The organism is Variovorax sp. P4_D9 (genome assembly GCF_056401695.1).
In genome coordinates this window covers 1-9666 of record NZ_JBFUIU010000330.1, presented here as the reverse complement: position 1 = coordinate 9666, position 9666 = coordinate 1, and the positions used below count along the sequence as shown (strand labels likewise).

At 64.6% G+C, this 9666-nt stretch carries 11 protein-coding genes; 5 read left to right on the top strand and 6 right to left on the bottom strand.

All coding sequences use genetic code 11. The features are described from left to right. Both AC1DY5_RS29410 and AC1DY5_RS29405 read left to right on the top strand, forming a co-directional pair. Positions 1–806, top strand: an 806-nt coding sequence (locus tag AC1DY5_RS29410) for an alpha/beta fold hydrolase (RefSeq protein WP_478117181.1), incomplete at its 5' end; no start/stop codon positions are given. A gap of 32 nt (positions 807–838) precedes the next feature. Continuing rightward, positions 839–1528 (top strand): glutathione S-transferase family protein, encoded by a 690-nt coding sequence (locus AC1DY5_RS29405; protein ID WP_478117179.1) that lies wholly within the window; start codon positions 839–841, stop codon positions 1526–1528. Here the strand turns inward: AC1DY5_RS29405 and AC1DY5_RS29400 are convergent. The 4 genes from AC1DY5_RS29400 to AC1DY5_RS29385 are packed head-to-tail and all read right to left on the bottom strand — an operon-like array spanning position 1467 to position 6741. Beyond that, positions 1467–2918, bottom strand: coding sequence for a class II fumarate hydratase (locus AC1DY5_RS29400; RefSeq protein WP_478117177.1), 1452 nt, complete (start codon positions 2916–2918; stop codon positions 1467–1469). The two genes, AC1DY5_RS29405 and AC1DY5_RS29400, sit on opposite strands and share 62 nt — an antisense overlap. Positions 2919–2920: 2 nt before the next feature. Then, positions 2921–3895 carry a tripartite tricarboxylate transporter substrate binding protein BugD gene (locus AC1DY5_RS29395; RefSeq protein WP_478117175.1) on the bottom strand — a complete coding sequence of 325 codons (975 nt, stop codon included), beginning with the start codon at positions 3893–3895 and terminating at the stop codon, positions 2921–2923. A gap of 27 nt (positions 3896–3922) precedes the next feature. Next, on the bottom strand, positions 3923–5344 hold the full coding sequence (locus AC1DY5_RS29390; protein ID WP_478117173.1) for a cation:dicarboxylate symporter family transporter: 1422 nt from the start codon (positions 5342–5344) through the stop codon (positions 3923–3925). 20 nt (positions 5345–5364) lie between these two features. Next, positions 5365–6741: a class-II fumarase/aspartase family protein gene (locus AC1DY5_RS29385; protein ID WP_478117171.1), complete on the bottom strand. Its 1377-nt coding sequence runs from the start codon at positions 6739–6741 to the stop codon at positions 5365–5367. 110 nt (positions 6742–6851) lie between these two features. Between AC1DY5_RS29385 and AC1DY5_RS29380 the strand changes: the two genes are divergently transcribed. Further along, positions 6852–7592, top strand: coding sequence for a GntR family transcriptional regulator (locus AC1DY5_RS29380; protein WP_478117183.1), 741 nt, complete (start codon positions 6852–6854; stop codon positions 7590–7592). Between the two features lie 27 nt (positions 7593–7619). Further along, complete coding sequence (locus tag AC1DY5_RS29375) at positions 7620–8471, top strand: hypothetical protein (protein ID WP_478117169.1); 852 nt, start codon at positions 7620–7622, stop codon at positions 8469–8471. Between the two features lie 217 nt (positions 8472–8688). On the opposite strand, the gene AC1DY5_RS29370 is transcribed toward AC1DY5_RS29375, so the two are convergent. Then, positions 8689–8943, bottom strand: a complete 255-nt coding sequence (locus AC1DY5_RS29370) for a hypothetical protein (RefSeq protein ID WP_478117167.1) — start codon at positions 8941–8943, stop codon at positions 8689–8691. Positions 8944–8985: 42 nt separating this feature from the next. Here AC1DY5_RS29370 and AC1DY5_RS29365 point away from each other — a divergent pair, with 42 nt between their 5' ends. Then, a complete protein-coding gene (locus tag AC1DY5_RS29365; RefSeq protein ID WP_478117165.1) occupies positions 8986–9117 on the top strand; it encodes a DUF3606 domain-containing protein in 132 nt (43 codons plus the stop codon). 21 nt (positions 9118–9138) lie between these two features. On the opposite strand, the gene AC1DY5_RS29360 is transcribed toward AC1DY5_RS29365, so the two are convergent. Next, a complete protein-coding gene (locus tag AC1DY5_RS29360; protein WP_478117163.1) occupies positions 9139–9606 on the bottom strand; it encodes a ferritin-like domain-containing protein in 468 nt (155 codons plus the stop codon). Positions 9607–9666 lie beyond the last annotated feature (60 nt).

Here is a 9666-nt window from a genome sequence, read left to right as displayed (position 1 = left end):
ACGAAGGCCCGCGCAACGACCCGCAGCCCATAGTCCTGGTGCACGGCACTTCTGCCAGCCTGCACACCTGGGACGGCTGGGTCGATGCCCTCAAGGGCAAGCATCGTGTGATCCGCATCGACCTTCCCGGCTTTGGGCTGACGGGTCCCGCGCCCAGTGGCGACTACACCTTGCCTGGCTATTCCCGCTTCATCGTCGATGTGTTGGACAAGCTCGGCGTCAAGCAGGCGGTTCTCGCGGGCAACTCCTTGGGCGGCGGCGTGGCGTGGAAGACCGCCGTCGACTATCCGGATCGCGTCGGCAAGCTGATCCTGGTCGACTCCGCCGGCTACCCCTCCGAGGCGCAATCCATCCCCATCGGCTTCCGACTCGCGCAAGTTCCTGCGTTGGCTCCCTTGATTCGAAATCTGCTGCCGCGGCGCGTGATCGAGTCGAGCGTGCGAAACGTCTATGCCAATCCGGACAAGGTGACGCCGGAGTTGATCGACCGCTACTACGAAATCACATTGCGCGAAGGCAACCGCAAGGCATTGCGTGATCGCTTTCAAGCGAAAAACGAAGTCTTCTCGTCGCAGATCAAGCAGGTCAGACAGCCGACGCTTCTGTTGTGGGGCGCGCAGGACCGCTTGATCCCGCCATCGCAGGCGCAGTTCTTCGCCAGGGACATCGCTGGCAGCCGATTGCAGATATTCGACGGGCTCGGCCACGTCCCGCACGAGGAAGACCCTGCGCGAACCGTCTCAGCGGTACAGGCATTCCTCGAGAACCAGGAAGCAGCTCTTGACCCGGCAGGTCGCCGCCCATAGAGGCTCCCCGGCAGGAAACCACTCGGAATCGCATGACTGTTCCTACGCTGCACTACCATCCGCTCTCGTCCTATTGCCACAAGGTCCTGATCGCGGTCGACGTGTTGGGCGTCGATGTCGACAAGCGGGTGCTCGACCTGTCTGATCCCGGGGAGCGAGCGGCATACCTGGCGTTGATTCCTACGGGCAAGATGCCGCTGCTGGTGGACCAAGGGCGGCCCATTCCCGAGACGAGCATCATCATCGAGTACCTGCAGCGCCACCATGCACGCCCCGGCCGTATGCTCATCCCACATGACCCGGACACCGCGCTGGAAGTGCGCCTTTGGGACCGGCTCCTCGACCTCTACGTGATGACCCCGATGCAGGCGCTCACCGCCGACCTTCTGCGGCCGAAAGTGGATCGCGACGCCCATGGCGTGAGTCGGGCGCGAGAAGGCCTGTCGTTGGCCTATGCGTTCATCGACCGCCATCTCGAAGGCCGGACCTGGGTGGCCGGCGATGCGTTCAGCATGGCCGACTGCGCCGCGGCGCCGGCCTTGTTCTATGCCCTGACCTACGTGCCGCTGTCACCGCAGCACGTGCACCTGGCTGCCTACTTCGAGCGCTTGATGGATCATCCATCGGTGGCGCTCACCATCGATCAGGCGCGGCCTTACTTCAAGTTTTATCCCGGGCGTGGCGGTTTGTCTCGACGTTTCTTCGACCCGCAGGAATCGTGAATTGCGCATGGGCCATCTTTCCGGCATCCACGATCCKGTCGTAGCTCGCTTGATCCAGAAACCCCAGTGACGTGGCGGCAGCTCGCGGCGAGATTCCCTCTTCGAGCGCTACAGCGGTAATTCGCGCCACTCGGTCATATCCAAGGTGTGGATTCAACGCCGTCACCAGCAGCAACGCTTGCTCGACGTTGTTGGCCAGGCGCACCGGCTCCACCTCGATGCCCTGAACCAGGCGACGGGCGAGCACGCTCGACGCATCAGCCAGTACGCGAATCGATTGCAGCAGGTTGGCGATCAGCACCGGCTTGGCAACGTTCAGTTCGAAGTTGCCCGACGCGTTCGCCATGGTGATCGTCGCGTGATTGCCCACGGCCTGCATGCAGGCCTGCGCCAGCACCTCCGCGATCGTCGGGTTGCGCTTGCCCGGCATGATCGAACTCGTGAGGCCGTCGTCTGGAATCCTCAGCTCACCCAGGCCGCAGCGCGGCCCGGATCCGAGCCAGCGCAGATCGTTGGCAATTTTGAACAGCGACGTCGCCAGCACGTTCAGCGCTCCTGAAACCTCGACCAACGCGTCGTGCGCCGCCATGCCCTCGAACTTCGATGCATTGGGCGAGAAGTTGCGGCCCGTGAGTGCGCTGATCTCCTCGCAGAAGATCGCATCGAACGCCGGTGGCGCGTTCAAGCCCGTGCCAGCAGCCGTCCCACCCTGCGGCAGGGATGAGAGTCGCGGCATGGTGGCGGCGATCCGCTCGATCCCATGGGCGACCTGGCGGGCGAAGGTGTCGAAGGTCTGCCCCATCGTCATCGGCACAGCATCCATCAGGTGAGTTCGCGCGATCTTCACGACATCGGTAAAGGCATCGGCGCGCTCATGCAAACTCTCGCGCAACAATGCGAGCGAGGGCTTCAGCCGCTGCTCGAGCTCCAGCAGCGTGACCACGTGCATGACGGTCGGGAAGCTGTCGTTCGAAGACTGCGAAGCATTGACATGGTCGTTGGGATGCACCGGCGACCTGCTACCCAAGGGCTGACCCAGCAGCTCGTTGGCCCGGTTCGCGATCACCTCGTTGGCGTTCATGTTGGTCTGCGTGCCCGAGCCGGTCTGCCAGATCGTGAGTGGGAAGTGCGCATCGAAGCGGCCGTCGCGCAACTCGCTGGCAGCCGCCAGGATCGGCTCTGCCAGCATCGCCTCGAGTGCTCCGCAGCGCAGGTTGGCGCGCGCGGCCGCCATCTTCTGCAAACCGAAAGCGCGGATCAGGCAGGCCGGAAAGCGCTCCTCGCCGACCTCGAAAACGCCGAGCGCGCGTTGCGTCTGTGCGCCCCAGTAGCGGTCGGCGGGTATGTCGACCGGGCCGAAGGCGTCATTCTCGATGCGTGATGCGACCATGCTCAATCCAGCGAGATGTTGGCCTTAGCAGCAACCGTCTTCCATCGCGCGACCTCGCTCTCGGTGTGCTTGCCCAACGCCGCGCCGGTGGTTTGATCGGCCGGCAGCAACTGGATCGCCTGCTCGGCCATCTTGTCCGTGAAGACCTTGTCGGTCATGACCTTCTGATAGGCCGCCTGCACCTTGTCGAGCACCGGCTGTGGCGTGCCCTTGGGCGCGTAGATCCCGTACCAGGTGGAAGCTTCGAAGTTCGGCAGCACGGTTTCCGAGAGCGTCGGGACATCCTTGAGTTGCGGCAGCCGGACCTTCGAGGTGACGGCCAGCGGACGCACCTTCGCCTCCTTGATCTGCGGCAGCGCCGTGTTGGTCTGGTCGAAGATGCCGTCCACCTGTCCGCCGATCACGTCGATCAGTGCCGGCCCGGCGCCCTTGTAGGGAACCTGAGAAAGCTTGATGCCCGCGGACGAGGCGAACAGCGCGGCAATCAGGTGTGAGCTGGAGCCGACGCCCGCATTGCCGATGAACAGCTTGTCCGGGTTGGCCTTGCCGAAGTCGACCAGCGCCTTGATGTCCTTGGCCGGATGCTCCTTGCGAACCATCAATACCAACGGCGTATCGGGGAAACGGAACACCGGGGCGAAGTCCTTGACCGGATCGTAGTTGAGCTTCTTGTACAAGGCAGGCGCGGCGCCCATGTAGCCCATGTGGCCGACCAGCATGGTGTAGCCGTCGGGCGCAGCGCGTGCCGCCTTGGCTGCGCCGACCGTGCCGCCCGCCCCCGGCGTGTTGTCGATGATGATCGGCTGGCCGAGTTCGCGGGCCACACGCTCGGCGATGCTGCGCGCGAGCGCATCGGTAGGTCCGCCGGCCGCGAAGGGGACGATCCAGGTGACCGGCTTCGTCGGGTAGGCCTGGGCGAACGCACCGCCCGCAAGGAATGCCAGGGCAAGAGCGCCCAGTTTCCAGTTCGACTTCATGATGAATTCCTCGGGAGTTTGGAGAGGTCAGCGCGCGGGGGCCGGCACATGCATGTCGATGCCGGAGGGATGGGGATTGGTGTCCTTCATGTCTTCCGGCAGCAGGTTGCCATCGTCCAGTTGCGCATCGGCTGCGGCGATGTCCGGATAGCGTTCGGGATACAGGTGCCGCTCGGCGACCTTCGGATCGAAGGTGCCCGACCATTTCGCGACGACAACGACGGCGACGCTGTTGCCGATCGTGTTGCAGGTGGCGATGGCCATCGACAGGAAGCGGTAGACGCCGAAGATGACCGCCAGGCCCTCGACCGGAAGAATCCCCGTCGATGTCACGGTGGCCGCGAAGACCACGAACGAGCCGCCCGACACCGTGGCCGCGCCCTTGGAGGTCAGCAGCATCAACAGCAGAATGCCGATCTGGTGATCGATCGAGAGCGGCACGCCGTAGGCATGCGAGATGAACATCACGCCCATCGCCATGAAGATCGATGTGCCGTCGAGATTGAAGGCGTAGCCGGTGGGCAGCACCAGGCCGACCGTCTGCTTGGCGCAACCCAGGCGCTCCAGCTTGATCAACAGGCGCGGCAGCGCGCTTTCCGAAGAGGCGGTGCCGAGCACGATCAGGATCTCGTCCTTGATGTAGCGCAGGAAACGCCAGAGACTGAAACCCGCGAGCTTCGCGATGAGCCCGAGAACCACGGCGATGAAGATCGCGATGACGGCGTAGAAGCTCAGCACGAGCTGCGCGAGTGCCACCAGCACCGCGCTGCCGTTGCTGCCGACCGAATAGGCAACAGCGCCAAAAGTCCCGATGGGTGCCAGCTTCATCACCAGGTTGATGAACGAGAAGAGCACTTCGGAGATGTAGTCGAGCCCGCCGTTGATCTTCTCACGGCGACCTTCCGGAATCGCGAGGATGCCGATGCCCACCATGGCGGCGAGCACGACCACCTGCAACAACTCGCCCTTGGCGAACGCGCCGACGAAGTTGTCCGGCACGATGTGTGCCATGAACTCGAGGAAGCCTTGCGGCGCCGCCGCCTTCGCCGCGGGTGCGACCGCAGCGCCGCCGGCGACGGTCATCCCCTTGCCGATGCCCAGCAGGTTGCCCGCCAGCAGCCCGACGCACAGCGCGATCGTCGAGATCACTTCGAAGTAGACGATCGAACGCCAGCCGACGCGCCCGGCGCTCTTGACGTCGCCGGCCGAGGCGATGCCGTGCACGATGGTCAGGAACACCAGTGGCGCGACACCTGCCTTGATGAGCGACAGGAACATGTCGCCCAGCAGCTTGAGCTGCGATGCGAACTTGGGAAAGGCGAAACCGACCAGGATGCCCAGGACCAGCGAGACCAGCACCTGCATGCCGAGCTTTCGGTACCAGGGAAACTTCCTCGGCAAGGCCGGCGCGGTCGGCGCGGTCGGCGCGATGGTGGATGTGGTTGTCATGTTGTCTCTCTCCTGGCGCCTCAGGCGCTGACCTCGGCGGAAAGCGCCAGCGCGCGGTCCACCATTTGCGGCGCGAGGCCGAGGTAGTTGGCGGGGTCGGTGAGGCGATCGATGGTTGCGCGGTCGAAGTGCCGCGTGACCTCCGGCAGGGCTGCCAGCGCCTCGGCCAGGGTCCCGCCTTTCTCGTTCACGGTGCGGCATGCGTCGTAGACGACGTCGTGCGCCTGCTGGCGGCCGATGTGCGGCGCAATGCCCATCATCACGGCCTCCGCCACGATCAGGCCCTTGGTGATGCCCAGGTTGTGCGCCATGCGGGCCTCGTCGACGATCAGGCCGCCGAGCGCGAACTTGGCCTGCTGCAGTGCACCCGAGCTCAGGATGAAGCTTTCGGGGATCGCGATCCACTCGGCGTGCCACGGACCGGTGGCGCGCTCGAAGTCCTGCACCATCGCATCGACCATCAGCCCGGCGTGCTGCCGCACTGCCTTGGAGGCCGCGAGCATCAACTCGCTGGAGATCGGATTGCGCTTCTGCGGCATCGTGCTCGAGGCGCCGCGCCCCTTGACGAAGGGCTCGTAGACCTCGGCGAACTCGGTCGACGCCATGATCATGATGTCGAGCGCGATCTTGCCGAGCGAGCCGGTGACGAGCGCCAGCAGGTTCACCGCCTCGGCAAAGCCATCACGCGCCACGTGCCAGGTTGTGGCGGGCACACCCAGCGCGAGCTCGGCCGCCATGGCCTTCTGGACCTCGAAGCCCTTGTCGCCGAGCGATGCCAGCGTGCCGGCCGCACCGGCGAACTCGACCACCGCCACGCGCGGGCGCAGCTCGGCGAGGCGCTGCTGATGGCGGTCGAACATGGCGAGCCAGATCGCGACCTTGTAGCCGAAGGTCACGGGCAGCGCCTGCTGCAGATGGGTGCGGCCGGCCATCGGCGTGTCGCGGTGCTTGCGCGCCAGCGAAGCCAGGATGCCGCGCAACTCGCGGATGTCGCCATCAATGCTGTCGAGCGCGTCGCGCACCTGGAGCGCCACGGCCGTGTCCATGATGTCCTGCGTGGTCGCGCCCCAGTGCAGGTAGCGGCCGGCCTCGCCACACATCCCGACCAGCTGGTGCACCAGCGGCAGGATCGGGTAGCCGACGATGTCCGTTTCATGGCGCATGTGATCGAAGTCGATGCGCTCGATCTTCGATTCGCGTGCGATCACCTCGGCGGCATCGGCGGGAATCACGCCGACCTTCGCTTCGGCCTTCGCCAGCGCCACCTCGACATCGATGTAGCGCTGGATGAGCGCGCCATCGGAGAAAATCTGCCGCATCTTCTGCGTGCCGAAGGCGTCGCGGAATAGGATGGAATCAACCACAGTGCTGGCCATGGGAAACGAAGGAGTCGACATGAATGCCTCTTGAAGTGGAGAAAGATGAACGCCAATATGTCCGGACATATGACACTCTAATATGTTCGGACATAACTTCAATTTGGGGTTTACCCTTAGCCATGAACACCATGCTTGACCCGGCTCCGCAGAAGGCCAATTTCGCGAACATCGCCCGCCAACTGACCGAGGCCATCGCGTCGGGGCATTTCAGCGTCGGCGCGCTGCTCCCGACGGAGCTCGAGTTGTGCAAGCACTACGGCACCAGCCGACACACCGTGCGGGCGGCGCTTGCCGAACTGCAGCAACTCGGATTGGTGTCGCGGCGCAAGAACGTCGGGACCCGGGTCATTTCGGCGAAGCCGAGCGTGGGCTTTCGTCCGTCGCTGGCCTCCGTCGACGACCTGGTCCAATTCGGCGAAGAGCATCTGCGGGTGGTGCAGTCGATCGCGCCCGAGACAGTGACAGGCGACCTGGCGAAGGAGTTGGGGTGCAGCGACGGAAGCGCCTGGCTGCGCATCTCGACCCTGCGCATGGCCGGAGACGAAACTGCGCTGCCCATCGGCTGGACCGACGTGTACATCGACCCCAAGTACGCCGAGATCGGTGAACTCGTGGAGGCATCACCGGGCGCCTTGATCAGTTCATTGATCGAGGAGCGCTACGACCGGCATATCGCGGAGATCCATCAGGACGTCCGGGCATTCACGATCACCAATGGCGACATGGCCCGGAAGCTCCAGGTGGAGACCRGCGCATCGGCGCTGAAGATCGTGCGGCGCTATTTCGATGCCGACGGCGAGCTTTTCGAGGTTTCAGTCTCCTTGCATCCCGCGGACAGGTTTTCGGTCTCGATGCGACTGCGCAGATGACGAGGCCGAAGAGAACGGAGTGCCTACATGAATGAACCCTTCGACAGTGCGGCACTGGCGCTGACGAACCAGCGCCGCACGCTGTTGCGCCGTATGTGGGGGCTTGCGGCGGTCAGCATGGCATCTGGAGGCGCGACGCTCACGGCCTTTGGTGGAGGCTCCGGCGCCCAGACACCCGTGGTGGCTGCTTCTCCAACTCCACCTTCACCTGCACCTCCCCCTGCATCTGCATCAACGGCGCCAGCCCTCGGCTCCCACGCGCTCGCCTTCAACCGTGACGGGGTGTCGTCTTCATCGCTGTCCACTCCCGGCATGTCCACGCGCGCGACCGGAAGCACCCTCTTGGCCTGCGTCGGGCGGGGTGTGCTTTCGGCCGTCGCGCCGACGGACAACGCGGGCAATTCCTTCGTCCAGATCGATGCGGCGCACAGCTACACCCTCTGGCCGAGCTCGGGAACGGGCCTTTCTGCCTGTGCGCAGGCCCGGGGCAKGARCGGKCACGCGGTCACCGTGGCGAAGCCCAAGGTCACCGACGAAACGACCCTGAGCGTTGTCGAGATCACCGGTGGCGGMTTGGTGCGCGATGTGCAGTGGCGCGAGGTGCTGTCGGGTCGGCCCTTGACCAGYGCCAGTGTCACCACCACCGGCCCYGCGCTGCTCGTCGCATGGTGGTGGGGCGATGCGGGTGTCGACYTGGACAAGACGGCCGTCCCCGACAACGGCTTCACGGTGGTCGATTCKGTACTGGCTTCYGGTGCCTTGGTGCAGTGCGCCGTTGCCGTCAGGCAGGTGGGCGTGGCCGGTACCTACGACCTGACCTGGACCTCGACGCCGCARCAAGGAGCGCAGCTCTGGCTCGTTGCCGTGCAGGCGGCCTGAGCATGGGCAGAACGAAGAGCCAGCTGATTCGCGATCCAAGCCCTCCATTCCGGCAGGACGCGGAGGCACAACTGGACCATTCTTCCAAACCTCCGAAAGCCTATGGGCTGCTTGATGGACGGCGGCCTCCGGCGTCGAGGAGCCACCCGTGTACGGGTGGGAGACAGAAGCTTCCTCTGCCAGCGCCGGAGGCCGTCGTGTTCGCTGCGACGGATCCCTATAGTTCCAAGAATCCCGTGTCGCCGACGTGGGTGCGGGACATCCAGTCGTCAATGAAGTTGCGGGCTTTTGTGCAGAGCGACAGACGCGCGCTCGCCTCCTCCAGGCGAGAAGTGGCCAGCACCAAGCGGCATTTTTGCTGCCCATTCAGGAGGAGATCCGCATGCCCTGAAAACGCTTCTCCGGCGCTTGTGATTTCCACGCGTACGACCCATTCGCGGTAGTCAAAATCCGCGTGTCCATCGGTGAGCATCGGGATCCTCGTTCTCTTGGTCTATGGCGGGAACTGCCCCACATGCTCTCCGAGCCCCATGAAGTGCGCAGTTGGACCGAAGCGCTCGGCATTGACGAAAAGACGCTCAGAGCGGCCGTGGCAGCGATCGGCGACTCCGCGGAAAAGGTACGCGAGTACCTGCGCAAGCAATGAACGCCAGGGGCGGCAAAACGATCAGGGCACCGGCTTCGACGAGAACGCCGCCACCTCGCCTGGCTTGCGGAGCATCTTGTCGACGTCCGCGGCGTGCAACTCCTCAGCCTGGATCATCTGCCGCGCGAACTCCTCCAACGCCACCGAGCGGCCTTCCACATGCGACAGCAGCTCGCGGTAGAGGGCCAGCGCGCGCGCCTCGGTGTCGAGCGATTCGCGAAGCATGGCGGCGATATCGTGCTGGTGCGAATCGAGCAGCGGCCCGATCGCGAGCGAGGGGTATTCGCCGAGGGTGGTGATCCACTCGCCGACCTGTTGCGCATGCAGCAGCGATTCGCTGGCCTGTTCGCGAAGCCACGAGACGATGGGAATGCGGCCGAAACCGAACACCAAGAAGGAGTAGTGCGTGTAGCGCACCACGCCCGCCAACTCGGCTTCGAGGAGCCGGTTGAGCACGGAGACGACCTTCGCTTGATCGAACTTTTCCATGTCTGCGCTTCCGGATGGAGGGGGAGCAAATTATGCGCCGCGCGCCGCACTGCTGCGGGG